The organism is Sphingomonas sp., from assembly GCF_004799495.1.
GTDB lineage: Bacteria > Pseudomonadota > Alphaproteobacteria > Sphingomonadales > Sphingomonadaceae > Sphingomonas.
Genome location: NZ_SSMY01000004.1, coordinates 181,521 through 207,190 on the forward strand (window position 1 = coordinate 181,521; position 25,670 = coordinate 207,190).

Consider the following 25,670-nt stretch of genomic DNA (forward strand, 5'->3'; position numbering starts at 1 on the left):
GCACGACGCGGCCATGTGCGCGCTTGACGGACGAACGCACGCTGGTGTTTGATGATGCCCATAGAACGGGCGATGAGGGGATTGAGCATGGCCGACGATAAACCGACCGACGACGTCGACGTCACGAAGGCTTGGCACGCATCGCAGGGCCAGAAATCGGCCGCGGGGCGGCTCCGCCTTTTTGCCATTATCGCCTGGGTCGTCGCGATCGGCAGCGAAATCGCCGGCGTCGTCATGCTCAAGCAGCACAAGTTCGACCATGGCAACATGGCACTGCTGATCGGCCTGCTGGTCGTGATCGCGGTGTTCGCGATCGCGGGCAACGTGTGTTGGAAGTCCGCCAACAGGCAGGACCCTGCAAGCCAGGCCGACAAGGCGCGGTTCCTGTTCCAGAACCAGCTCGGCGCGATCATCACGCTGATCGCGTTCCTGCCGCTGATCGTCCTGATCTTCATGGACAAGGACATGGACCCCAAGAACAAGCAGATCGCGGGCGGCGTGGGCGTCGTCCTCGCGCTGATCGCGACGTTCATCGGGGTCGATTTCAACCCGCCCTCGACCGAAAAATACACGCAGGACATGAATCAGTGCGCGGCGCAAATCAAAGCCGGCCAGCCCACCACGGCCTGCTCGCCCGAAGTCGCCGACCAGGCGAAGGCGATCGCCGCCGACACGAGCACGGTCGCCGACGCCACGAAGAGCGCGGCGAACCCGGCGGGGCAGGATGTCGTATACTGGATCGCGCCCGAGGGCGGGGCGAAGAAATCCGCCGATCCGCACGTATTCCACCTGTGCGAAGGCGTGACCCCGCTGCGTGGCAAGACGGTCAATCACGGGTCGGTAGCCGACGCCTATGCGCAGAACGCCACGCGGATCACCAAGCAGATTTCGATGGAGCAGAAGCAGTGCGGATTCGCCGCCGCGGCCCCTGCCGCCGCAACGGCTCCCGCTGCGAAGTAAAGGCTCGGCGCTAGAGCAGGTCCTTGAGCGGAACGGTCGTATCGGCGAGGCGCGCCGGGTCGACCGTGGCGCCCGCCTCGACCAGCTTGCGGCCCTGAACGTAATCGCGCGTCGCGTTGATACAGTCGAGCGCGATGACGCGGCCGGCTTTCAGGTGGATCATGGAGAAGCTGCGCGCCGCGGGGTCTCCGCGTAGCACCGCTTGGTCGTAACCGATCGACAGCCCGACGGTCTGCAATTTGAGGTCGTACTGGTTCGACCAGAACCACGGCGTCGCGGTATAGGCGACGTCCTCGCCCAGGATCGCCTTCGCCGCGACATTGGCCTGGTCGGTCGCGTTCTGGACCGATTCGAGCCGCAGCTCCGCCCCGCCCGCGAAGCCATTGGCGTGGAGCGCGCAATCGCCGACCGCGTAGATGTCGGGCAGCGAGGTGCGGCACTGGGCGTCGACATAGACGCCGTTGCCCCCGACTGCGCCTGCCGCCAGCAGAGCCTCGACTGTCGGGACGATCCCAATCCCGACCACTACCATGTCGGCGGGCACGGTCGTGCCGTCGGCCAAATGCACGCCACTCACCTTGCCTTCGCCGAGCAAGCGGTCGACCGACACACCGGTCCGCACGTCGACCCCGTGCGCGCGATGCTCGGCCTCGAAGAAATGCGACAGGTCCGGTCCCGCGACGCGCGCCATCACGCGATCTAGCGCTTCGAGCAGGACGACGCGCTTGCCGAACTTGCTGAGCACCGCCGCCGCCTCGAGTCCGATGAACCCGCCACCCACGACGACCGCGTTCGTTACTTTGGGCATCTCAGCGATCATCCGATCGGCATCGACGCGGTTGCGCACGGTATGAACGCCGGCGAGATCGCGTCCCTCGCACGCCAGTTTTCGCGCGTGCCCGCCCGCGGCCCACACCAGGCTGCCGTAACCGATCGTTGCGCCGTCATCGGTCGTCACGGTGTGCGCCGCCGGATCGACGGTGACGACGGTGCGGCCGAGCAGCATGGCGACGTCGCGCTCCTCCCAGAAGGCCGGCTGGCGGATAAGGATGCGGTCGAAGCTTTTGTCGCCGGCCAGATATTCCTTCGACAAGGGCGGGCGCTCGTACGGCAGCTCCGGCTCGTCGCCGATCACGCCGATCAACCCGGCGAACTTGCCCTGCCGGAGCGCGATCGCTGCCTGGGCGCCGCCATGCCCCGCGCCGACGATCAGGACGTCGTAATGATCTGCCACCCAAGCCTCCGTCGGATACGCTTGCCTGTCTTCGCGCATCGCCGCAAGAAGCGGTCCGGGGGAAGCGATGACCGAGCCGCCGATCAGAAAACGGGACGATGCGCTCGACGCGCTGCGTGGCCTCGCGATCTTCGGGATGGTACTGGTCAACCTGCAAGGGTCCGACGCGCACGTCTTCCCGATCCTCGCGCACGCGCCATGGAACGGGCTGACCATCGCCGACCTGGTGTTCCCGCTGTTCCTGCTGTGCGCCGGGCTGTCGCTCCCGCTGGCAATGGACGGGCGCGAGCCGCGGGCGAGCGTCGGCCGGATCGTGCGGCGATCGGTGCTGCTCTACCTGATGGGCTTCTCGATCGGCTGGATCGTCCATGCCAGCACGCACCTGATCGATATCCGCTTCACCGGCGTGCTGGCGCGGATCGCGATCGTCTATCTGATGTGCGCACTGACGACGCGTGCGACGACCGGCTGGAAGGCGCCGGCGATTGTTGCGGTGGCGTTGATGGTGGTGCACGGTCTGCTGCTCTACGCGCCGCCGCCCGACGGGGTCGCGAGCATGGCACCGGGCGGCGGGTTCAGCGGCTGGCTGGACCGCGCAGTGCTCGGCGGCACACGGCTGTACGGCAAGGTGTTCGACCCCGAAGGGCCGCTGTCGACGCTATCGGCGATCGCCACCGCGATGATCGGTGTCGCGGTCCAGCGGCTGGTGGTCGGGCGATCGAAGGTGTTGTTCAGGACGGCCATGTTGTGCCTCGTCGCCGCAATCGGCGCGTGGTTCCTCTGGCCGATCAACAAGGCGCTGTGGACGCCGACCTTCGTGCTGGTCAACGCTGCGATCGGGCTGGGGATGCTCTGCCTGCTCAAATCGTTCTGGCCGCGGGTCGGCAGCTGGGGACCGGTAAGGCTCGCCACCAAGCTCGGCACGGTCGCGCTGACGCTCTACGTCGTCCACGCGCTGCTAACCGCTGTCCTCGTGATCCGTGTCGGCGGCGAGCGGCTCTGGGCGCTCACGTTCGATGCGTTCGCGAAGCTCGGTTTGCCGCTCGACTGGACCTCATTGCTGTACGCGGTAATCGCCGGCACGCTCTCCGTCCTCATCACGCTGGCGCTGGCGAAGCGCGGCTGGGTGCTACGTGTCTAGTCGCCTCACCGTCACGTTTTGGTCGACCAGGTCGGCGCGGCCGAAGATCGTCAGGAAGCTGATGTCGGTGGCGTCGCGCCCGACGCCGATCCGCGCAATCCCTTCCTCCGGCGCGAGGCCCGTCGGGTCGACCAGCCGCCACGCGCCATCGAGCCACACTTCGACCACCGCATGGAAATCCTCGGGCTCGAGCGCCCAGGCATAGGCGCCGACCATTCGCGCGGGGATGTCAGCTGCGCGCGCGAGTGCGATCAGCAGATGCGCGTAGTCGCGGCACACCCCGCGCCGCGCGACGAGCGTGTCGACCGCGGTCGTGCCGATCTCGCCGGGCTCGTAGGTCAAATGGTTGCGAATCCAGTCGACCATCGCCGCGACGCGATCGCCGCTCGTTCCGTTGGCGAACTCGCGGCGCACCATCGTGTCGAGCCGGTCGGACTCGCAATAGCGGCTGGGGAAGAGATACGGCACGACGTTCGCCGGCAGCGTCTTCATGTCGTCCGCATTCAGGCCGCGTAGCGTCGTCGCGGGCCGCTCGATTTCGACCGTCGCGGTATAGCGCGCGGTCACCCGCCCCGCGCCTCGCGCCCAGGTCCTCCGCCCTACCCCGTCATCGGCGGCGATCGGCGTCAGCGGCCCCGTTCCGCCAACCTCCAGCAAATCCTCGACCAGCCGCTGATCGGGGGTCTGCGCGACCTCGAGCGCGAACAGCAGGTCGGCGGGCTCGGGCAGCGAATAATCGAGCCAGGCGTGGATGGAGAGGCGCATGTCGGCGGCGTTACTCGATTGGCAGACGACGGTCCCTAACGCACGGCAGCGGGAAAGACATAGCCTGTTCGGCTTCAGCCCCCGCGCCGCGCCCATTCACCAGCTGAGGAGCACTCGGCCGTTCGCCGGGATCGTATAGTCGATCCGATCGTCCGAGACGCGCCGCGGCGCGATGCGTTCACCTGCTGATGTCGCAACGACGATTTTGGGAAGCGTGTGCCGGGGCAACCGGACGACACTCAGCGCGGCCTGCCGATCGTCGCCCCCGTTCAACTCGAAATTGAGCGACCGTTCGGAGGTGCGCTCGCTGTTGACGGGAAAGTGGTCGCAGAAAAACCGGAACGGGGCGCCCTCCACGCGATGGAAAGCGCGGCTCGTGAACACGAACGCCGCACCCGCGCCGTAGATCTCCTGTCCGACTTGCCCGGCCTGGTCTCCGCCGACGTAAAGGTCTTCGACCGGGAAAGACAGTTTGCGGTCGATGTGCCCGTTGCGATTCTCGGCCGCGAGCGCGTCGGCGGGCAGCGCATCGGGATAATAGAACCACGCCCGGTCGAGCGCATATTTGCAATATTCGCTGAGCAGCAGGCGCACCGCCGGATCGAGATCGGGGCCGCTGTCCTTGATGTAGCGTTCGAACGCGGCGAGGCTGTCGAAACATTCGTAGATCGCCATGTACGGCGCGTCGTGCAGGCAGGTCGCGCCGAGGAACACGCGGTAGTTCGCCGCCCGCCCGATCTCGGATTCCCAGATCACCGTGTTGTGAAAGAAGCTCGCCAGATAGACGTAGCTTTGCTGTAGAAAATATGGGTTGTCGGTCACGCGCCATAACCGCAGGCACGCGGCCGCGCCCCAGGCGGTCAGGTTCGCCTGATAATTGAGCTCGAACCGCATGTCCTTCGCGGCCTCGATCGCGGCGCAGGCTTCGTCGAGATACCGCCCGTCCTTGGTGAGCTCGAACGCCTGGAGCATGACATAGGCGTACAGGCCGCCGACATCGGTCTGCCCCAGGCCATCATCGTTGCGCGCTTCGGTGATGACGTCGAAGCTGTCGATCTTGAACTGGATCGGCCAGGCGTAGTTGAAATTTCGCGCCGCCTTGATCGCGTAGTCGAGCGACGCGGTGAAAAAGCGCCGGGCCTTCTTGTCGCCCTCGATCGCCAGCCGCCCGAGATTGAGCAGCGGATGGTAGAGATACCAGCTGTCGACCGCGTCGGCGTCCTTGTCCTTGCCGACGTTGGGCAGGTAGCGCCGCATCGTGCCAAGCTTGCGGTCGTAGAAACGTCCCACGCCCTTCGACAATTCGGCTTCGAATGAGATCGGCTTTTGCAGCCACGCCGCATAATCGCGCAGCGTCGCGATGGTCATCATCTGGACCATGATGTCCGGATATTCGGACGCGGTGTAGGGGTGGACATAGGTTTGACCGTAGTGGCGGATCGTTGCTTCGGGCGCGGTTTCCAGGTCGCGCAGCGTCCGCTCGGCACGGCCGGCCCAGTCGCGATACTCGGTCGGCACCGGATCGAGCTGGCGATACGCGGCCCCCAGCATTTGCAGAAACTGCAGCGCCGATTCCTGTTCGTCGGACGCCCCCTCCTTTTGAAACACCAGGATCGCGTCCGACACCGTTACCGGCTTGCCCGCCGGCAACGGATCAGTCGGCGGCGTGCCGCTTTGCGGCGGCGTCGGGGGAAGGTAACCGATCTCCGGCCATTCCCCACCGACCGCGCCGTCGGGCCTGGTATTGGTCGCGCGATAGTAGTCGTTCATCGCGGTGAGGTTCTGGAAATAGAGCACCGACCCGAAGTCCGGCTCGTCGAGGTGGAAATAACTGATCCCGACGTTGAGCCCGCGTTGCGCGGCTTCGACCTTGCCTTTCGCCGTGGCCGGATCGTCGCCACGCCCCAGCGGATAGACGTCGCGCGGCAGGAACGGGATCAGCAGCGGTGCCGACGGCGTCAAGGTCAGCGTCGCGCGCAGCACGGTCAGTTCGTTGAGGTCGGTGGCCAGAACCACCTCTTGCAGGCCGATCACGGTCTCCACTTCCAGGTGAAGCTCTTCGTCGTCCGCGCGGCGTTTGCGCCGCACCGCCCCGCAGCCGCCCGGGCAGTGCGCGATGCGCAGTGCCAGGCCGCCGCTGCCGCCGCGCCGGATCAGTGCCCACACCGCGTCAGCGCCCGCCGCAAGGTCGACCGACAATTCGCCCAACGAAAAGGTCGCCACCGGGCGCATGCCGGCCGCTAGCTCAGCGCGCAACGCAAGCACTGAAGGTCCGACCGGGCGATCGGTGGGCTGCGGAACCGTGGGCATTGGCAATCCTTTGTACTCCCCAGTGTATCCGGCAACGAAGGAAGTGCCGGCGGGTTTCGCCGCACCAACCTTGGTTAGAGACTTTGCGTCACGCACCTGCCGGATGGTCATTTATCGGTACGGGGCAGGAACCTATCGGCCCACCGTCGCTTGACGGAGCGAACCGTTACGGAGTCCGCCGATGTCCAATGTGATCGAACCGATAGATGTTTCCGACGCCCACACTGCGATGCCGGCGCTTGCCGGGCGCAAGGCGGTCATCACCGGCGGCACGACGGGGATCGGCCGGGCGATTGCCGTCCTGTTGGCGTCCGAGGGGGTGAAGGTCTTCGTCTGCGGGCGCGATCCGCAGCATTTGCAGGATGCGCTCGACCGCATCGGGGAAGTCGGCGAAGGTAGCGGGATCAGCGTCGACCTCGCCGAAGCCGACGGCGTCGCCCGGTTCTTCTCCGCGGCGAAGGATTATCTGGGCGATTACGACATTGCCGTCGTCAACGCGGCGATCCCCGCGAAAGGGCTGAGCGACATGACCGACGCGGAGGTCCGCTACGCCATTGCCACCGATTTCACTGCCTATCTGACGAGCGCGCATGCCGCGGTCGATGCGCTGGGGGATGAGGGCGACATCGTCCTGATCGGATCGATGAGCGCGCACATTCTCGGGCCCGGCTCGACCGTCTATGCCGGGATGAAGGCGGGGATCGCGGGCTTCGCCGAGGCGCTGCGCAAGGAGCTCGGGCCGAAGGGGATCAAGGTCGCGTTGATCGAGCCGGGCAAGACTGGCGCCGATTTCCAATACCCCTCGTTCACCGCCGAGGAACAGGCGGAAGAAATCAACAAGGAGACCATGCTCCGCGCCGAAGACATCGCGGTCGCGGTCCAGTATCTGCTGACTCAACCCCGCCGCGCGGTCGTCCAGCAGATCACCATCGCCCCGCGCATGCAGGACAAGGAATGATGGCGCATGCGGTCGACCGGCTCATATTCGGGCCCGACGACGTCGATCTGGCGCGTTCGCCGCTCGCCGGGCAGTTCGACGCCGAAACCTACGTGCTCGGGGCGTTCAACCCGGCGCTGACGCGGCTCCCCAACGGCAATCTGGCGATGCACGTTCGCGTCGCGGAGGCGTTGCGGCGGCCGATCCGCGACGGCAACGTTCACGCGATCCGCTGGGACGGCGGCGGATCGTCGGACACGGCGCGTGGTCGCTACGTGCTCGACGCCTGGCCGCTCGACCTGGTCGACACCGCCGATCCGCGCAAGTTCCTGATCCGCGGCGGGCGCTGGAAGGTGATGGCGCTGACCTCGCTGTCGTGGATCCTGCCAGTCGAACTGTCGCCCGACGGCCTGGCGGTCGTGACGGTCCATTACGACAAGGCGATCGCGCCGCACGCGAGCTTCCAATGCTACGGAATCGAGGATGCGCGCGTGTCCAAGGTCCGCGACCGCTGGCTGATGACGACCTGCTCGGTCAGCCCGGAACGGCATTCGACCACGCTCTACAGCTCGGACAACGGGCTCGACTGGACGTTTGAGGACATCGTGCTCGACCATCAGAACAAGGATATGCTCATTTTCGAAGGGCTGATTGGCGGTCAGTATTGGGCGCAGACCCGACCGCTCGGCGACCTGTACTTCGCCTATCCGCCCGGCAGCGAGTGGCGCAGTGGCCCATCGATCAACCTCGCCACGTCGCCCGACGCGCTGCACTGGAAACCCTATCGCGAGCCGGGCATTCGCGCGCATGTCGACACGGTCGCGACGGCGAGGATGGGGGGCGGGACGCCGCCGATCCTCACCGACGACGGCTGGCTGACCCTGTGGCACGGCGTCGAACCGAAGGAGATAGTCGGTATCTATCGGACCTATTGGTCGATCCTCGACAGGGACGACCCGTCGAAGCTGGTCCGCACCAGCCACACGCCGCTCCTCGAAGCCGCACCCGACCTGACGCGGCCGATCGAGGACAAAATGTATTTGCGCGACGTGGTTTTCACGACGGGGATCGTCGACGCGGGCGATCGCTATGTCGTCGCCTCGGGTGAGGCGGATCTGGCGTGCCGAATCACGCACATCGCCAAGAGCGTGTTTGCCGCGCCTGAGGTCTGAACAACGACGGGGTGCATTGAGCCACTAAGGATGGAACCGGGTCGGTCGTCCGGCGCTTGAACATCCGAAAGGATTGTCATGTCAGGTCCCCAGTCCCCCGCCCGCTCCGACGAAGACCAGCCGATCACGTCGAACGAGAAGACCGAGCGTAAACCCGGCAATGCGACCCCCGGCGGCCAGCCGGTCGAGGATGTCGAGGACCGGCCGAACGTAGGCATGGTCAAGCCCGAGGACTATCCGCCCGACCAACGCGCGAAGGGATAGCCGCCGCCGGCCTTTGCGATGCACGGGGCGCTGACGGAGTAACAAGAAATGGTGCGCCTACAGGACTCGCAACTCTTCAATAACAATCTGAATTTTATTAATATTATTCTCGGTGAAAACTGAATGGCCCCCAATCTGGCCCCCATGAGAAAAAATATTTCTCGAATTTCGAATTCTCGCCTCGTCTCTCGGGTCAGGTACACGCCGCGATTCGCTGGCAAATATCACAAAGCAATGCCTGATAGGCGACACCCCGCGGACCCGCCGCCAAAACGGACGTGGCGGGGGCTAGCCTTCGATAGATTTGCTTCATCCCTCGGCCGAGTGGGCGCATGAGCGAGATCCAATTTTTCACGCTAGCGTTTCGTTGGCTGAGTTTAATCCAGCCTATCGCTCATCTGGACGGTAGAATGACCTTTATGTCTGCGTTTCGCCGCGTGTCGCGAGATGAAAAAACGCGGGCGGGCGTCTCACGCGCCTAATCTGGAAAGCTGAAAATGGGATCATGCGACACCAGCCAATCGGATATCGATTTAACTATGTCCGTCGTCGGCGATCGGCGTGTCGCACATTCCCAAACCACGCCTACGCGCCATCCTGCCCCCAACAACAATGCGCGCTTTCGCGCATCCCGCTCGACGTTGCCTTCGAATTTGCTTTTCCAAAAATCAGAATTGGTGGCGGGCGTCGTTGTCAGCCTGCAAGCCTGATGGCGATGCCAGTAGCATCCGTGCACAAAAAGGACGGCCCGATATTTTGGAAATACGAGGTCCGGCCGGCCGGGCAATCGGCTGTCATGAAGCCTAAATCTGAAACCAGAGCGGTGCAGCGCACGCCGGATTAGCAGCTCTGGCTTCGTGTCCTTTCCTCGAATTCCGGCCATCATCCGCGAGCGGGTTTTGCTATCTACAACGTCCGCCAACGCCGCTATCCTCCCACCGGGCAAAGCCCGCGGGGTGGAGAATGATTCGAAAATGCGCGCATGAAAACAGGTTTTGCAGTCGTAGATTTGTTTGCAGGGCCGGGGGGGCTCGCCGAAGGATTTTCGTCAGCGGCGACGAAAACGCAAGAAGCACCTTTCAAGGTAGCGCTTTCCGTTGAGTGCGACCCCGCCGCACACGCCACACTCACATTGCGAAGTTTTCTGCGACAGTTCGGCAAGTCATTGCCGCGCGAGTACTATGCTTTTCTGAACGAAAATACGCCAGAGCCTGACTGGAAAAGCCTCTATCCAGAACAGTGGGCTGCGGCCGAGCGCGAGTCGTTGCAACTTCGTCTAGGCAGTGCCAAAGACAACAAGCATCTGAAAAATCGCCTTGCCGAGATAAGCGCTGAGCACAGCGACAAAATTGTGGTCATCGGCGGGCCGCCTTGCCAAGCATATTCCCTAGTCGGTCGGGTGAGAAATGCCAGCAAGTCCGGGTACACGGCGAGCAAGGACGAGCGATACAAACTTTACAAGGAATACGTCCGAGTGCTGACCGCTCTACGGCCGGCAGCGTTCGTGATGGAAAACGTAAAGGGCCTACTTTCTGCAAAACTTGGCAAACAGAAGGTGTTCCCCCGCATACTCGCTGACCTGAAAAATCCTGCGGCCGATTGTGAATACGTGCTGCTTGCCGTCCGTCCGGCCAGCGAGAAGGCCCGCGCCAAGCTCGATCCAAAAGATTTTATCGTGAGATCGGAATCCTTCGGCGTACCTCAGATGCGGCATCGCCTTATCGTAGTAGGTGTTCGCAAGGACATCGCCGGAAAGGTGCTTGCTGACGGGCAGAACACGCTGAGCCTGGCGGCGTGGCCACGCCGCTCAACGGTGGGCGATGTCATCGATGGGATGCCAAAACTTCGTAGCGGCTTGAGCAAAGAGCCTGACACGCTGGCATCCTGGATTGATGCAACAAACGATATCGTAGGACAGCAAAATCCGTCGGACTTAGGCGAAGCTTACATGGCTTTAGGCCGGTCGGCTGTCACTCCTAATGGCTACGGCAAAGATTGTCCGCCTGCCCTGCAAAAGTGGCTCTCCGACCCGCAATTGCTCGTAGTGACTAACCACGAAACTCGGAGCCATATCCGGTCAGACCTGCTGCGATATAAATTTGCGGCACGCTTTGCGCGTGCTGAGGGGAGATCGCCAAAGGCGGCCGATTTTCCTCAGCACCTCGCTCCGGCGCACGCGAATTGGGCCTCAGGCAATTTCAGTGACCGCTTTCGCGTTCAGCTCGAAGGCGAGCCTTCCACAACGATTACAAGCCACATCGCGAAGGACGGGCATTATTTCATTCACCCCGATCCGGAGCAATGTCGCAGCTTGACGGTCCGCGAAGCGGCGCGCTTGCAGACATTTCCCGATAACTATTATTTCAAGGGAAACCGCACGCAGCAATATTCTCAGGTGGGAAATGCGGTACCACCACTGCTAGCCAAACAAATTGGCGACGCTCTTGCCAAGCTGCTACTAAATGAATCACGTGTTTTGCCGACCGCTGCGGCGGGTATAGGTAACGATAGCGCCTCAAATGAACATGAGGAAATCGCGTATGCATAGGATTGGCTTTTTTGACCAAGTTCTGTGGAGTAAGCTCATCGCCTGTCGTATCTCGGCCTTGAACCTAGTTTTCCGGCTGACGAAGCCCACCCGCTATGACTGACGATGCCGCCAACATTCTGGAATTCAGACCCAGAGCGCGCATCATTCGGACCATCGGCGACCAGCTTATCAGCGGCCCCGAAGCGGCCGTCATCGAACTCGTAAAAAACGCCTATGATGCCGACGCCAGCAAGGTCACCATCAAATTTGTACCCCCACTGTCCGAGGGACACGGCCGGATCGAAATATCAGACGACGGACACGGGATGGCGTTGTCGGATATTCGGGACAAATGGATGGAGCCCGCCACCGCGTCCAAACTCGAAGTGAGGATTTCGCCTGCGCGCAACCGGCGAATGATGGGTTCGAAGGGCATCGGGCGTTTTGCTGCTGCCAAGCTTGGTCAGCGGATGGCTCTAAATTCCGTCAGCGAACGGGAGGGAACGCGCACCGAAATACTTATTCCCGAAATTGACTGGTCAATCTTCACTGCGGACCGATACCTGTCGGACGTCAAGATCGACTATCTCGAAAGGCAGACGGACGGTCCGACCGGAACGCTGATCGAGATTATGGATCTCAACGAGACGTGGTCGCAGACGAAAATGGAGCGACTGCACCTCGAACTACGGCGGTTGATATCACCGATTATGACAGGCGATGCCGTGTCGGCGTTTGAGGTGTTTTTGGACCTTTCCGCCTGCACCGAAGAGACATGCGGTTTCAACGGGTCAGCGATCGTTGGCGGTGTTAATGCCCTTGCAGGCGAGCCGGTCCGAATTGAGCCGGTCCCGCTTCTTTCAGCTTGTGACTATGAACTTGCAGGCCATTTTGACGCTGAAGGAAAGTTTCGCGGCACCTTCCAGATACGGCGAGGGGGTCAAGGCCCAGTCGATGTCGAACTATCGATTCCTCTTGAGAAAGACGAGGCGCCCACCGGCGACGTCGATGTAAGGCTATTCATATTCGATCGAGAAGCCGATGCGCTAAAAAACAATCTTCGCGCTGCCGGTTTAGGTGACCTCACTGCGGGCCAAGCTCGCCAGATTCTCGATAGCATCGCAGGAGTTGCGATCTATCGGACCGGATTTAGAGTGCGGCCATACGGGGACGCTGAGAACGACTGGCTAACCCTTGATCGTCGCCGCGTCCAAGACCCATCGCTTCGGATCGGCCACAATCAGATCGCAGGTTATGTGACGGTTGGCGATGAAAAATCGTCCAATCTCATCGAACGCAGCAGCCGGGAGGGTTTCGAACAGAACGGCGCATTTGTCAGACTCGGGCGCCTGATAACGAAGCTGCTTGCGCGCGTCGTGGAGCCCCGCCGACAGCAATTCAGGGAGAAAGCCGGGCTATCGCGAGCGCGATCGACTACTTTTGACGAAGTGCGGCAACTGACCAGTCTAAAAAGCATCCGGGAAGCCTTGGGATCGCTTCAGCCGGCAGAACTCGAAGTTGCTGAAAAGCTGATAGATCGCCAAGAAAACTTACTTTCGGACAAGCTAGGTCAGCTCGAAGAACGACAGCGCCTGCTGGAGGCCAGCTCATCACTTGGCGCCATTTTGGGCGAGGTCCTGCACGAAGGATCACCCCCGGCGCGCTATCTCGCGGAAACGGCCGCCCGCCTAAAAAGCTTCTATCCAGACCTGTTTGGCGTGCGAGGCGAGAGGTTCGATAAGGCCAAAGGAGAGTTCGACAAAAAACTCCCGCTAATGGTGACCTCTGGCGAGAAACTAGCAAATCTATTCGCCAGTCTCCGACCGCTTTCCGGTGGCAAGCGGGGGGCGCCGGAAACGTTCAATCCGGTCAATGTAATCCACGCTGCACGCGACATTTTCTCCTCAAGTGAGGTCGAATTCGAAGTGCAAAATCCCGAGAAAATCACGGAGGTTGTAGGGTATAAGGATGATCTCGCCACCGCCCTCGTCAACCTTTTTGGAAACGCCGTACATTGGCTGGACGATGCGCGCGTCAAAGACCCACATGTCCTGACTACACTGTCGCCCGGTGAAGGCGTTGTTGTGTTCGGCATTGAAGATAATGGTCCGGGCATCTCGCGAGAATTCGTGGAATCGATTTTCGACGTAGGCTTCACCTTGAAGGAAGGTGGCACCGGGCTGGGTCTAAACATCGCTCGCGAAGCTTTGGCGAGGTCGGGCGCGACGCTGGCCTACGATTTGGAACATGAAACCGGAGCACGCTTCGAAATCCGGTTTCCTAGCTTAGTGACAGGGGGGAAATCCTGATGCGTAGAATCCTGTTTGCTGAGGATGACGAAGGGTCACGCGACCGCATGGAAACAGCCGTCGGCGACTGGAATGAAGCAGAAAAAGCGAACGGCAAAGAATTTGCTATCGAGGCCGTCAAGTCTGAAGCCGAAGTCAAGTCCGCGCTGGAGAGCCGTCGATTTGACTGCGCGCTGTTCGATTTGCGCCTTCCACGTGGCGCCGGGGGAAAGCCGTCAGCAACGGTTGGCAACAGCCTAGCCCTCGCCACGATGCGCAACCGCGGCGTTCCTGTCGCACTCGTGACAGCCAACCAAGCAGAGGTTTCGGACGATCTTCGTGGGATCGAGCTAGTCAGACAATTCGACAAGGGTGACGACAACGTCTATAAAACCGTTATCGAATGGCTCGGCGAGCAATGGGCGATGATGGAGGTGCTCGCGCACGCGAAAGCCGAAATCGAAGCTTCGGCGGCTGACGTATTTCTCAAACGTCTATGGCCGCAATGGGGTCAGTTTGCAGCGCTAAACAAAGTCGATGGCGACCAGCTATCCAAGATGGTGGCCCGGCAATATGTTAGCCATATGGCCGAATTGCTCGGCGCCGATGGCGAGGGCAGCATATTATGGCATCCGTTCGAAACTTATGTGAAGCCCGCGGTCTATGACAAGCGCGCGCACACGGGAGATATTTTCCGGTTTGACGATGGGGTATGGATCGTTCTTTCGCCGCAGTGCGATATGGCGACCGGGAAAATACCCAACGTTCTGCTTTGCAAAATTAGTGAGGGCATCACGGACTGGGAGGCCCACTTGGAAGCCGTCAGTGGAGAGGCGAGCAAAAACAAAAAGGAGGCGGCAGGCAAATTTTTTGCGAGCCTGATCAATCAGAATCGGGGCGTATCGCAGCATTTTCTGCCACCGCTGCCTGGTGAAAAAAAACCGTTGCTCGTGGAGTTCGGGCAGCTTCAGTCGATGCCGATCGGCGACCTGCAAGCCGCACTGGACAAACGGCTGGCATCGCTTTCCGCTGCGTTTCTTTCCAACCTAGTGCAGCGATTTGGAGCCTACATTAGTCGCGCAGGCCAGCCCAATCTGGATATCGCACATTTCGCATCGTAACGACGCAGAAGGCTCCAATTAGCTATTCATTCTGGCGAAGGACCGGTGTAAAAATCAGCGTCAGGATATTCTGTCGTCATCCATTCTCGATATGCTTGCTGGAATTGCGCCGCCTCACGGTCAATTGCCGCCTTCACCTCAACAAGGGGCGACCGGTCAGCGCCGGTGAAACGATAGCCGACAGCAAGCCGCAAAAACATAAATCGCAGTGGGTCGCCAGCAAGCCGGCCGACATGCGCCATCTGGATTGTCTCTCTTCTCTCTTCTCCGCGCAGGTCGCGTTCGAGGGGGATAGACGATCCTATCGCATCGACGTGCTGTATATGGCTCGCCATCGCATATGCGAAGGCGGTAGCTCCTATGTGTCTGAACAGCGGATCATTGGAGCGCTCCAGTTCACCGACAAGGCCAGTAAATCCCCATCGCCGTTCGAGATCGCGGCGCGCAGCGGGTGTCATCGACTGCTTGAGCTGGTCGCGCTCGTCATCGGGTAATAGCCGGTCACGTATCGGCTGCCAGTCAGGCGCGTCAGGATCGCTTGTTGCCGCGAGTAGTGAGACCGCTTTCTGGTGGTCCTTCAGCAGTGCGAGCTCGAACAAATCCTGCGAATATTCGCGATGTCGGACGGCGAAGGTCTCGTGCGACTGAAGTAAGTAAGCAAATTTAAGCGTCCCCTCCAAAACCGAGCGGACAAGCACCTCGGCGTCCCACAGCTGACCATAGGCACATAGGAGTAACGCACTTTCAGATGCACGCGCCGTCGCGGATGCAAGCTCGCCAATCGTTCGGCGTTCCGCATTCCCCCAAGCATAGCCGCCAACTGGCGCCATTAGCGGCAAAAAGCTTCGAAGCGTGAACAGGCTTTTTTCGGCCCACGCTCTCTGCGCCTGAAAAATGTGTTCTTGCTCGGGCACCGGCCCACAACAACTTTCAACTAGAGTGCCTTAGCTACCTACCCAGCAGTAGAGCACGAGGCTAGGCGCCCAGCCCCCCCCCACACACTACTAATCGGAGTTTTCGCCGCGTGCTGGGCGATACGCCGATGTTGACGCCCAACGTCTAGCACATAGGCAGTGGGGGTCGCCGTAAGATAACGGGCAGTGCGGGTTGCTCGCGCAGATCAGTCGGGGCTGGCCTCACCGAGGCGCTCAATTCGTCTGTCGTGATTGACCATCCAGAACCAAACGCCGAACCCGGTAGAAAGCAATATCGTCGCCCACCATCCGCCCATTTCTGAAGAGAGTAGCAGCCAAGCCCCAACAACGAGTGTTATGCAAAATCCGGCTGACAGCGCTAGGACGACATACCGAAACGCCACCATAAGCACCGCCAACACAGCTACGGCGAGCAAAATTCCACCGGCGATTTCCAGCATTTCGGCATTCCAGTCACATCAACGTAGAAATCCCATTGATTTCCACCGTCCAGAAAAATAAGCCAAATTGTTAACAAGGGGATTAATACGCCGTGGATCGATAATCACCATGCCCGTGAGATGGGCAGGTGGACCCTTATCTCGACATTCTCGGAAAGCGAATTCGTGCAAAGCGGCGAGAGCTTGGCATGTCACAGGAGGGTTTGGCCCACGAAGCCGGATTGGATCGAAGCTACGTGGGCCGAATTGAACGCGGAGAGCATAATCTCACCTTCGTGGCGTTGGTGAAATTATGTCGAGCCATGAAATGCGACGTCGCAACTCTCACCGCTGGAATTCCGGTAATGGCGTCCTAACACCTATCTAGAGATCGTAGTGCGCGGGTCGATGGTAGATGGTCGACTCTTGGTGGTATTTACCCGGCTCGGTATGCCACCAGCCTCGCATAGCCTCTTCGTCTCTGATGCTAGCAAACGCACGCGCCAACTGTTCAGACATCAGATTGATGCGAAAATCCGTATCGCATGTGAAAAGCAGTAATCTCGCGGCCACGTAGTAATAGCTCACATGATGGTTAGGGATAATTTGCTGAACCGCCCTTATGAATTGCCCGGTCAGCATCACGTGTTTTTCGATAGCGCCTATCGGAGCGGGAAAATTCATGTCTATCTGGAGAGCGTCAGGCGGAAATTCGACATCCGCAAAGTGATCTGCAATGACGCCACGGTCACGCAACGTCAGCTTCACAATTTTTTCGAGCTGACCGGGATAACGATAGGCCAACGCTATGGATCGCGCTGACATTTTTCCTTTCTTGATGTCGTAAACTACCTGGCGCCAATATTTCGGCGTCTTGTCTCCTTCAAGTTTGAGTATGCCCTCGCTGCGCATGAGCCGGAGTTTTTTTAGGGTGATGCCGAAGCGCTCGTTGCACTCGTAAATATCCATCTGATCCTCGAATTTGCTAGGAAAGGGTCAGCCCGAGCACCCCAACGTGTCTGCGCGAATAGGCATCTGCTTGGTTGAGAGCTTGAGCAGCCTGTCACGATGTCGGAGTTGCTCACCAAGAAAATGGGCGCTGACGAGTGTGATCGGCTTGTCAGAAGCCCAAAAATTTTTCCGCCGGGCCGACTATGAAAAAAATCGAATATTTGCCGGCTGGGTAGCGCGACGTGGCTTTCAGACGCTTAAGAATGCCACCCGCGCTAAGCCAGGTGCTCGGCGAACAATCTTATGCGAAAGGAGCTTATCCTTCCTCGATAAGCTTTCTCAGCGAAGCCGCTTTCACCAAGCGGCGCCGGCCAAGTTGGATAGTTTCGATTTTTCCTTCGTTGATCAGTCGGTAGAGGTGGGTACGCCCGACCCCCAACGCGCGAGCGGCATCATTAATCCGCAGTGCAAGCAATTGATCCATTTTCGCCTCCGAGAAGCGCCGCAGCGGGATAGTCATCGCAAGCGGGCTCTGTGATTGCTGGTTCATGCAGTGGACGAGGCTGCGTCACGTCAGAGGGCGAAACCCTCGCAGCAATTCATGTCCCGAGCGGTGGCCGCTTCCGTTCGGTAAGACGAGTTTTCGAGCAGCAGCCCGAGCCTATCTCGACATGCACCCGAGTTTCGTTTTCTCGGGAACGGTCGGGGGTATCCTCCCCGGAGGTTGGTGTAACGTGCGATCGTCCTGAGTTGGTGTCAATCGCAAAAGATTGCAGTCGTCCTGATGCGTTCACTTGGGCGCAAATTGGCGGTGCGCTTTGTTCGCTCGAATGGGGACGATCTCGGCTCCGACACGCAAACGCTCAAGGTAATTTGCCCACCACTGCGCCATTTCCACCCGCTCGGCCCAATGAGCGCCTCGGTGATAGGCCGCACGGATCGCGTCGCGGTCCTTATGAGCAAGCGCGCGTTCGATGGCGTCTGACGACCATTTGCCGCTTTCGTTGAGCAATGTGCTTGCCATCGCTCTAAAGCCATGAGCCGTCATTTCGTCGCCGGTAAAGCCTAGTCGCCGCAAGGCACCGTTGATGGTGTTTTCTGACATAGGGCGGAGGCCAGAGCGCATCGAAGGGAACACGTAGCGCCCATTCCCGCTTAGCTCCCGCGCCTTTCTAAGAAGACCGATAGCCTGTTTAGGCAGCGGCACTACGTGTTCGACGCGACTTTTCATTTTCCCCGCCGGTATCCGCCATATTGCCCCAATATCGTCGATCTCGGCCCATTCGGCCTGCCGCAATTCGCCCGGCCGGACGAACAGGATCGCCGATAGCTGCAAGGCGTAAAGCGTCAGCGGGTGACCTTCATAACCGTCCATCGCGCGTAGTAATTCGCCCGCTTTCTTAGGATCGAGGATAGCCGCGTGGTGCTTAGGCTTCCGAGCGGCCAAGGCGCCTCGCAAATCGCGCGTTGGGTCCGAAGGCGCCAATTGGTTCGCAACGGCATGGCGAAAAACTTGCCCGACGAACTGCAGCGTTCGGTGAGCCTTCTCGTCGTTCCTGGCCGCTTCAAACGGACGCACAGCGTCGAGTATTTCAAACGGCGCGATTTCAGCGATAGGGCGAGCGCCAAGGGACTTTCCGACGAGACTCGCGAACCACTCGCGTTTCCTGATCGTGGCTTCCGCCAGTCCATCGCGCCGGTTCTTCTCAATGCACGCTTTGGCGACGGCGCCGAACGTATTAACGGCGCCAAGCCGCTTAGCCTGCTGTTCGCGGCGCTTTTCATCAGCCGGGTCTTTGCCCTGCGCAAGCAGACTGCGGGCTGCGTCTCTGCGCTCCCGCGCGTCTTTAAGGCCAATCTCGGGATAGGTGCCGAGTGATAGCTTTTTCTCGACGCGCTTCGCATTACCCTCTGCGTCGCGGCCATCGACGCGATATTTCATGCGCCAAAGCATTCCGCCTGACGGTTGGACAAGGAGAAATAGCCCCTTTTCGTCCGACAGTTTGTAGGGCGCGGCCCTTGGTTTGGCGTTGCGGAGATTCGCATTCGTAAGAGCCATTGGGGGCCACGCCTTTCTTGTCAGTTTGAGAGGCCCCCACCGTGGCCCCCAAAATCGACTGATTGCAGGCGAACAAATGCGAACACCAGCGATCAGGCCGATGCCATTTTTAGCAGATTTCCGTGGTTTTCTCAATCATTCGCGGACGTTGGCGAATGGAAGGGTGGTGCCGCCTACAGGACTCGAACCTGTGACCCCCGCATTACGAATGCGATGCTCTACCAGCTGAGCTAAGGCGGCCCCGCGCGCTTCGGCGCGGCAAGGCGGCGGCGATTATCAGGTCCGTTGTGACCTGACAAGGCCGACTGCCGCTCCCCGGTTCGAAGCGGCAAACCGGTTTACGTAACGTTTACCACGCCGGGCGCAGAACGCGCGGATGAAGGGGCGACGGACGCCCGTGGGGACTGGTGGATGGACACGCAGCGCGGCTTCGACGAGGACAGGGATGACGCCGAAGAACTGGCCGGCGGCGCATCGGATGCGGCGCTCGACGAGCCGACGCCCGCCGCGATCGGCACCGACGAGCGGCGCATGCACGTGCGCGCCTACAACCATTGGGTGTCGCTGCTGCGCGGCCGGGCCTATCCGTCGATCGAGGACCTCGATCCCGCCAACATCGCCGATTTCGGGCCGCATTCGGTGCTGCTCGATTTCACCAAGGGCGTCGACGATCCCAAGATCGCCTATCTCGGCACCGCCTTGCGGGAGGAGACGGGGCACGACAGTTCGATCACGCACATCAGCCAGGTGCCGAGCCGCTCTTTGCTGTCACGGCTGACCGATCATTACCTCCAGATCATCGCCAACCGCGCGCCGATCGGGTTCGAGGCGGAGTTCGTCGGGATTCGCGGGCACAACACGATGTATCGCGGCATATTGATGCCATTCTCGTCGAACGACGACACGATCGATTTCATCTACGGCGTGATCAACTGGAAGGAGATGGTCGACGCCGCGACGCAGGCCGGGCTCGACGCCGAGGTCGACGCCGCCTTGCGCGCCGCGCCCAAGCCTGTTGCCGCAGCACCCGTGTGGGCCGACGGTCCCGCGGCCGAAGCGGCGCCGGAAGCCGACGATCTCGCCGGCAAGCTCCACCAGGCGCGCGAGTCCGCCACTGCTGCCACCGCCGCCGACACGCGCAGCCGCGCCGCGCTCTACCGCGCGCTGGGCCGCGCGCACGATTTCGGGCTTGCCGCCGATCAGGACGCCGATGGCTATCGCGATTTGCTCGAGGATGCGGGTGTCGTCGTTCAGGAACGCGCGCCGATGACCGCGGTCGCGAAGCTCGTGTTCGGGGCCGATTACGACAAAGCGCGGCTGACCGAATTCGCGGCGGTGCTGAGCCACGCGCGCCGCCACGCCATTGCCATGGGGCAATTGACCCAAGTGCTCGAAACCGTCGAGGGCGGGATCAAGGCCGTGGTCGCGGCCGAGCGTTCCGCGCGCAACCCGGGCAAGCCCGAGGCACGCGACCCCTTGGCCGACATCGCCGAGCGGCTGGTGCTGGCGAGCGTCGAGTTCGCGACGGGGCTGGAAGCGGGCGAGCTCGTCGTGCTGCTCGGCCGGGCTACCGGCGAAGGTACGGTCGACATCGTCGCCTCGGTGGCGAACGACAAGGGACTCGCGGCCAGGACGCTCAAGGCCGCTGATTGAGCTTTGCGGCAAGCTGCGCTTGCCGAGACGGCACCGGCCCACTCCCCCACCCGACCGCCCATAAAATACACTGACTGGGTGGTTGGGTGGGGGAGTGGGCCGGTGCCGCATTACGCGCGTGAGCGCGTCAAAAGCAAACGTAACATCTGAAACGAACCTTGAGCCTCGCGCCGCCCCGGCGTAGGGCTGCGCCATGGCCAAGACTTCGCTGAAATCGCTGTCGGACGCGCTCGCGGATCGATTGATCAAGGGTGCGTTGCCGGGGGAACTAGAAGGGTTCGGCAAGGCGGAACGGACCGAAGCGGCGAACTTCGTCGCGACCGCGGCGTACAACCGCCCGCCCGGCGCGCCGGTGATGGTGATCGAGCCGATCGCGGCGAGCGATCCCAACCGCCGCATGCGCGTCGCGATCGTCAACGACGACATGCCGTTCCTGGTCGATTCGATCGCGGCGACGATCGCCGCGCACGACATCGCGGTCGATCGCATCATCCATCCGGTGGTGCCAGTCACGCGCGACCAGAGCGGCGGACTGATGGCGGTCGGCGAGGGCGCGGCCGAATCGATGATCTATATCGAGATGGAACGCGCCGACGCGCGCGAGCGGCGTAGCCTGGTCACCGCGCTCGAGGCGAACCTGAAGGACGTCCGCGCCGCGGTCGACGACTGGGTGCCGTTGCAGGCCGCGATGGCCGCCGACGCGAAGACACTGAGCGGCGAAGGCGCGGCGTTGCTCGACTGGTTCCTAGATCGCCACTTTACCTTGCTCGGCCATGCGCGGTTCGGGCGCGAGGCGGGGGCGAAGGCGCCGCTCGGTATCTGCCGCAACAAGCACGACGTGCCGATCCTGGCCGAAGCGTCGCGCGCGCTGGCGGTCAAATGGTTCGAAGGCGGCAACGACGCGCCGTTGCTACTCAAGTCCAACTTCATCTCGGGCGTGCATCGCCAGATCCCGCTCGACCTGGTGGTCGTGCCGATCCGCGACGGCGGCATGGTCAGCGGACTGTCGATCCATGCCGGCCTGTGGACCAGCAGCGCGCTCAACACCCCGCCCGACGACATCCCACTGCTGCGCACCCGGCTGTCCGATTTGCAGGCCAAGTTCGGATTCGACCCCAAGGGGCATGCCGGCAAGGCGCTCGAGCACGCGCTGACCACGCTGCCGCACGACATCCTGATCGCGTTCACGCCGCAAGCGCTGGAGGATGTCGCGCTGACCGCGATGAGCCTCGCCGACCGGCCGCGCCCCAAGCTGGTGCTGGCGCAGTCGATCCTCGGGCGGCATCTGTTCGCGTTCGTCTGGCTGCCGCGCGACGAGCTGACCACCGCGCGGCGGCGGGCGATCGGCGAGATGCTGGCCGAGGCGGCCAATGGCGGGCTGCTCAACTGGGCGGTGGCGATGGACGATGTCGTCGCGATGATCCGATATACGATCGACCTGCGTGGCAATTCGCAGATGCCCGACGAAGCCGCGCTCGACCTGCGCCTCGCGCGGATGATGCGCGGTTGGGCCCCGGGGGTCGAAGCGGCGCTGGCCGACACCGATCCGGCGCGCGCAACCCGGCTCGCGCTGCGCTTCGCCAATTGCTTCCCGCAGACCTATCGCACCAACAATTCGGCCGACGAAGGCGCGCGTGACATCCTGCGGCTGGCGCGGCTGGAGGGCAACGACGACCGATCGGTGCGGATATTCCGCTCGGGCGATGAGCTGCGGCTCAAACTCTATCGCTTCGGCGGCGCGGTGGCGTTGTCGGACGCGGTGCCGGTGTTCGAGAATTTCGGGTTCCGCGTGGTCGAGGAAGTGCCGACCCAGCTCGCCGACGAGAACGAAGGCTTCGTCCACGACTTCATGGTCGAGCCGATCGCGGCTGCGACCGTCGAGCCGAGCGACTGGACCGTGCTCGAGGACGCGATCGCCGCGGTGCTCGAAGGGCGCGCGGAGAACGACGCCTTCAACCGCCTGATCCTCGACGCGAAGATGGACCCGCGCGCGGTCGTGTTGCTGCGCGCATGGTTCCGTTACCTGCGTCAGGGCGGGATGAGCTACGGCCTGTCGACCGTGGTCGACGCGCTGCGGCGCGCTCCGCAAGTGGCGCAGGCGCTGATCGACCGCTTCTTCGCCGCGCACGCGCCCGACGGGACACGCGGCGACGGCGTCGCGCTCGCCGACAAGGCGATCGCCAAGGGGCTCGACCAGGTTTCGGCGATCGACGACGACCGTATTCTGCGTGCGATCAAGGGTGTGGTGGCGGCGACGCTCCGCACCAATGCCTTCACCCCCGCCGCCGACGAAGCGTTGGCGTTCAAGCTCGACAGCCACAAGGTGCCGGGCCTCCCCGCCCCGCTACCGTGGCGCGAGATCTGGGTGTATTCCCCGCGCGTCGAGGGCATCCATTTGCGCGCCGGGCCTGTTGCCAGAGGGGGCCTGCGCTGGTCCGACCGGCGCGACGACTTCCGCACCGAGATCCTCGGGCTGATGAAGGCGCAGCGCGTCAAGAATGCGGTGATCGTGCCGACCGGCGCCAAGGGCGGTTTCTATCCCAAACAGCTCCCCTCGCCCGCGGTCGATCGCGATGCCTGGTTCGCCGAAGGGACCGAAAGCTACCGCATCTTCATCCGTACCTTGCTGTCGGTCACCGACAATATCGTCGAGGGCAAAGTCGTGCATCCAGCGGGCGTGGTGATCCACGACGCCGAGGATCCCTATTTCGTCGTCGCCGCGGACAAGGGCACCGCGACGTTCAGCGACGTCGCCAACACGATCGCGACCGAGCGCGGCTTCTGGCTGGGCGACGCCTTTGCGAGCGGCGGCAGCCACGGCTACGACCACAAGGCGATGGGCATCACCGCCAAGGGCGCGTGGGTGTCGGTCCAGCGTCACTTCGCCGAACGCGGGGTCGACGTGCAGACACAATCGATCCGCGTTGTCGGGTGCGGCGACATGTCGGGCGATGTGTTCGGCAACGGCATGTTGCTGTCGCAGACGCTCAAGGTCGTGGCGGCGTTCGACCACCGCCACATCTTCCTCGATCCCGATCCCGATCCCGCGGCGAGCTGGGCCGAGCGTGCGCGCATGTTCGCGCTGCCGCGGTCGAGCTGGGAAGATTACGACAAGGCGCTGATCTCGAAGGGTGGCGGCGTGTTCCCGCGCACCGCCAAGACGATTCCGCTGTCGAGGGAGGTCAAGGCGGCGCTCGACATCGCCGAGGACGAGCTCGAACCGGCGGCGCTGATCTCCGCGATCCTCAAATCGCCCGCCGATTTGATCTGGTTCGGCGGCATCGGCACCTATGTTAAGGCGGCGTCGGAGAACCACGCCGAGGTCGGCGACCCCGCCAACGACCGCTTGCGCGTCAACGCCGAGGAATTGCGCGCGACCGCGATCGGCGAAGGCGCCAACCTCGGCGTGACGCAGGCCGGCCGCATCGCGTTCGCGAGCCGCGGCGGGCGGATCAACACCGACTTCATCGACAATTCGGCGGGCGTCGATTGCTCGGACAACGAGGTCAACATCAAGATCGCGCTCAACCGCGAGATGGCCGAGAAACGCCTGACCTTCGACAAGCGCAACACCTTCCTCGCGTCGATGACCGACGACGTCGCGCACTTGGTGCTCGAGGATAACCGCCTCCAGACGCTCGCGCTGTCGATCATGGAGCAGGACGGCGCGCAGGCACTGCCGAGCTATGTCCGGCTGATCGAGATTTTCGAAAGCGCCGGGCGGCTCGACCGCGTGGTCGAGGGGCTGGCCGACAACGGCACGTTGTTGCGGCGCGAGGCCGAGGGGCATGGGCTGACTCGCCCCGAGCTCGCCGTGCTGCTCGCAACCGCCAAGCTCGCGCTGCAGGACGCGATCGAGCACACTACGTTGGGCACCGACGACGAGCTCCGCGCCGACCTCCACGCCGCCTTCCCGCCCGCGATGCGCAAGAAGTTCGCCACCGCGATCGACGAGCATCGTCTGCGTGGCGAGATCGTCGCGACCAAGCTCGCCAACCGGATAATCAACCGGCTCGGCGTGCTCCACCCGTTCGAACTGGCCGAGGAAGAAGGCGCGGCGATGGGCGACATCGCGGCGATGTTCGTCGTGGTCGAGCGGTTGTACGACCTCGGCACGCTGTGGACCGAGATCGAGACCACCGCGATGCCCGAGGCCGGGCGCCTCGCGCTGTTCGACGAGGTCGCGGTCGCGGTGCGCAGCCAGATCGCCGACCTGTTGCGCGTGACCAAGCCGGGCACCAGCCCCGGTGCGGCGCTGGCGCGGCTGGGCAAGGGCGTCACCGCGCTCGACCGCCAGACCAAGCAATTGCTGCTCGAGGAAGCCTCGACGCAGAGCGCGCGGATTTCGGCGAACCTGCAAGCGGCGGGCGCCCCGGCGGCGCTGGCCAAGAAGGTCGTGCGGCTGTTCGAGCTCGATGGCGCGGTCGGGCTGGCCGATCTGGGCGCCGAAACCGGAATCGACGAAACCGTGCTGACGCGCGCGTTCACGCATCTGGGGCAAGCGCTCGGGCTCGACTGGGCGCAGGCCAATGCGGCGCGGATCGTGTCGAGCGATCCGTGGGAGCGCTTGCTCATCGCGGGCCTCGCGCGCGATTTCCAGCAGCTCCGCCTCGAATTCCTCGAGCGCGCCGGCGGCAAGGATCCGGAGAGCGCGGTCGGCGAATGGCTCGGCGTCAATTGCGACCGCGTCGCGCAGTTCAAGGGCGTGGTCGACCGCGCGCGCACCGCGGCCGCACCGAACGCGGCGATGCTCGCGCAGATTGCCGGGCAGGCGCGGGTGCTGTTGGGACGCTAGCCGGCACGCGCGTAGCGAAGCAGCGCGCGAGACCGGCAAGTCCGGCCGGCCTCGCGAATGCGAGGTCCGACGACGCGGCTTTGCCGCGGCGGGCAGCAGTTGAAACGCGGCGTGGCAAAGCGACGCCGGCCGCGCT

Annotated in this window: 20 protein-coding genes and 1 tRNA gene; 11 read left to right on the forward strand and 10 right to left on the reverse strand. The window is 62.5% G+C overall.

The features are described from left to right. Nucleotides 1-87 precede the first annotated feature (87 nt). Nucleotides 88-960: a hypothetical protein gene (locus tag E7773_RS04665; RefSeq protein ID WP_293988803.1), complete on the forward strand. Its 873-nt coding sequence runs from the start codon at nt 88-90 to the stop codon at nt 958-960. A 10-nt stretch (nt 961-970) separates the two neighbouring features. Here the strand turns inward: E7773_RS04665 and E7773_RS04670 are convergent, their stop codons facing one another. Next, on the reverse strand, nt 971-2,194 hold the full coding sequence (locus E7773_RS04670) for an FAD-dependent oxidoreductase (protein ID WP_293988805.1): 1,224 nt from the start codon (nt 2,192-2,194) through the stop codon (nt 971-973). A gap of 67 nt (nt 2,195-2,261) precedes the next feature. Between E7773_RS04670 and E7773_RS04675 the strand changes: the two genes are divergently transcribed. Further along, on the forward strand, nt 2,262-3,335 hold the full coding sequence (locus tag E7773_RS04675; protein ID WP_293988807.1) for an acyltransferase family protein: 1,074 nt from the start codon (nt 2,262-2,264) through the stop codon (nt 3,333-3,335). On the opposite strand, the gene E7773_RS04680 is transcribed toward E7773_RS04675, so the two are convergent. Both E7773_RS04680 and E7773_RS04685 read right to left on the reverse strand, forming a co-directional pair. After that, on the reverse strand, nt 3,324-4,100 hold the full coding sequence (locus E7773_RS04680) for a transglutaminase family protein (RefSeq protein WP_293988808.1): 777 nt from the start codon (nt 4,098-4,100) through the stop codon (nt 3,324-3,326). The genes E7773_RS04675 and E7773_RS04680 overlap by 12 nt on opposite strands. Before the next feature lie 96 nt (nt 4,101-4,196). Then, entirely contained in the window at nt 4,197-6,410 is a 2,214-nt protein-coding gene (locus E7773_RS04685; protein WP_293988809.1) for a hypothetical protein, read from the reverse strand. Between the two features lie 181 nt (nt 6,411-6,591). Between E7773_RS04685 and E7773_RS04690 the strand changes: the two genes are divergently transcribed. The 3 genes from E7773_RS04690 (at nt 6,592) to E7773_RS04700 (ending at nt 8,783) form a co-directional block, all read left to right on the forward strand. Next, entirely contained in the window at nt 6,592-7,368 is a 777-nt protein-coding gene (locus E7773_RS04690; RefSeq protein ID WP_293988810.1) for an SDR family oxidoreductase, read from the forward strand. Beyond that, nucleotides 7,368-8,519, forward strand: coding sequence for a glycosidase (locus E7773_RS04695; protein WP_293989045.1), 1,152 nt, complete (start codon nt 7,368-7,370; stop codon nt 8,517-8,519). The genes E7773_RS04690 and E7773_RS04695 overlap by 1 nt, the downstream gene beginning before the upstream one ends. Before the next feature lie 78 nt (nt 8,520-8,597). Beyond that, nucleotides 8,598-8,783, forward strand: a complete 186-nt coding sequence (locus tag E7773_RS04700) for a hypothetical protein (RefSeq protein ID WP_293988812.1) — start codon at nt 8,598-8,600, stop codon at nt 8,781-8,783. 478 nt (nt 8,784-9,261) lie between these two features. Here E7773_RS04700 and E7773_RS04705 read toward each other — a convergent pair whose 3' ends face one another. Next, entirely contained in the window at nt 9,262-9,729 is a 468-nt protein-coding gene (locus tag E7773_RS04705; RefSeq protein ID WP_363129876.1) for a very short patch repair endonuclease, read from the reverse strand. A gap of 36 nt (nt 9,730-9,765) precedes the next feature. Between E7773_RS04705 and E7773_RS04710 the strand changes: the two genes are divergently transcribed. The 3 genes from E7773_RS04710 to E7773_RS04720 all read left to right on the forward strand — a co-directional run bounded on the left by E7773_RS04710 (nt 9,766) and on the right by E7773_RS04720 (nt 14,722). Beyond that, on the forward strand, nt 9,766-11,331 hold the full coding sequence (locus tag E7773_RS04710) for a DNA cytosine methyltransferase (RefSeq protein WP_293988814.1): 1,566 nt from the start codon (nt 9,766-9,768) through the stop codon (nt 11,329-11,331). 95 nt (nt 11,332-11,426) lie between these two features. Continuing rightward, complete coding sequence (locus E7773_RS04715; protein WP_293988815.1) at nt 11,427-13,622, forward strand: sensor histidine kinase; 2,196 nt, start codon at nt 11,427-11,429, stop codon at nt 13,620-13,622. After that, entirely contained in the window at nt 13,622-14,722 is a 1,101-nt protein-coding gene (locus tag E7773_RS04720; protein WP_293988816.1) for a response regulator, read from the forward strand. Before E7773_RS04715 ends, E7773_RS04720 begins: the two co-directional genes overlap by 1 nt. A 26-nt stretch (nt 14,723-14,748) precedes the next feature. Here the strand turns inward: E7773_RS04720 and E7773_RS04725 are convergent, their stop codons facing one another. Beyond that, a complete protein-coding gene (locus tag E7773_RS04725; protein ID WP_293988817.1) occupies nt 14,749-15,636 on the reverse strand; it encodes a hypothetical protein in 888 nt (295 codons plus the stop codon). Nucleotides 15,637-15,842: 206 nt separating this feature from the next. Then, nucleotides 15,843-16,097, reverse strand: a complete 255-nt coding sequence (locus E7773_RS04730) for a hypothetical protein (RefSeq protein WP_293988818.1) — start codon at nt 16,095-16,097, stop codon at nt 15,843-15,845. Between the two features lie 128 nt (nt 16,098-16,225). Here E7773_RS04730 and E7773_RS15540 point away from each other — a divergent pair, with 128 nt between their 5' ends. Next, a complete protein-coding gene (locus E7773_RS15540) occupies nt 16,226-16,453 on the forward strand; it encodes a helix-turn-helix transcriptional regulator (RefSeq protein ID WP_363129879.1) in 228 nt (75 codons plus the stop codon). Nucleotides 16,454-16,460: 7 nt separating this feature from the next. On the opposite strand, the gene E7773_RS04735 is transcribed toward E7773_RS15540, so the two are convergent. The 4 genes from E7773_RS04735 to E7773_RS04750 form a co-directional block, all read right to left on the reverse strand. Beyond that, nucleotides 16,461-17,045, reverse strand: coding sequence for a hypothetical protein (locus E7773_RS04735; protein ID WP_293988819.1), 585 nt, complete (start codon nt 17,043-17,045; stop codon nt 16,461-16,463). A gap of 298 nt (nt 17,046-17,343) precedes the next feature. Then, on the reverse strand, nt 17,344-17,577 hold the full coding sequence (locus E7773_RS04740; protein ID WP_293988821.1) for a helix-turn-helix domain-containing protein: 234 nt from the start codon (nt 17,575-17,577) through the stop codon (nt 17,344-17,346). A gap of 240 nt (nt 17,578-17,817) precedes the next feature. Then, entirely contained in the window at nt 17,818-19,086 is a 1,269-nt protein-coding gene (locus E7773_RS04745) for an integrase arm-type DNA-binding domain-containing protein (protein ID WP_293988822.1), read from the reverse strand. A 164-nt stretch (nt 19,087-19,250) separates the two neighbouring features. Then, nucleotides 19,251-19,326, reverse strand: a tRNA-Thr gene (locus E7773_RS04750). A 171-nt stretch (nt 19,327-19,497) separates the two neighbouring features. Between E7773_RS04750 and E7773_RS04755 the strand changes: the two genes are divergently transcribed. Both E7773_RS04755 and E7773_RS04760 read left to right on the forward strand, forming a co-directional pair. After that, nucleotides 19,498-20,739, forward strand: a complete 1,242-nt coding sequence (locus E7773_RS04755; protein ID WP_293988823.1) for a hypothetical protein — start codon at nt 19,498-19,500, stop codon at nt 20,737-20,739. 193 nt (nt 20,740-20,932) lie between these two features. Then, nucleotides 20,933-25,534: an NAD-glutamate dehydrogenase domain-containing protein gene (locus tag E7773_RS04760; RefSeq protein WP_293988824.1), complete on the forward strand. Its 4,602-nt coding sequence runs from the start codon at nt 20,933-20,935 to the stop codon at nt 25,532-25,534. Nucleotides 25,535-25,670: the final 136 nt, after the last annotated feature.